Source organism: Flavobacterium cupreum (assembly GCF_003996965.1).
In the GTDB taxonomy this organism is placed as follows: Bacteria; Bacteroidota; Bacteroidia; order Flavobacteriales; family Flavobacteriaceae; genus Flavobacterium; species Flavobacterium cupreum.
Map to the genome: position 1 here is coordinate 1 of NZ_QWDM01000230.1, position 291 is coordinate 291.

1 protein-coding gene is annotated in these 291 nt (G+C 63.6%); it reads left to right on the forward strand.

Annotated elements, in window-relative coordinates:
• On the forward strand, positions 1-291 hold a 291-nt coding region (locus D0817_RS25960; protein WP_161568495.1), incomplete at both ends, for a cadherin repeat domain-containing protein.

Genomic DNA, 291 nt, shown 5'->3' on the forward strand with positions numbered 1-291 from the left:
GACGTGTGCTCTTCCGAGCTGAAGTGGCACCCGGCATCACCGGCGGCGCAACCGCAAGCTCCTCGATCGCCGAGAACACGACAGCTGTCACCACCCTGACCGCCAACGAAGCCGTCACCTGGTCGCTTTCCGGCGGCCTTGACTCGGCCCTGTTCGCTATCGATGCGACGACTGGCGCGCTGCGTTTCATCAGCGCACCCGACTTCGAAGCTCCAAACGACAGCGACACGAACAACAGCTACGTGGTTGACGTCCAAGCCATCGACGCGGCCGGCAACACCTCGGTCCAGA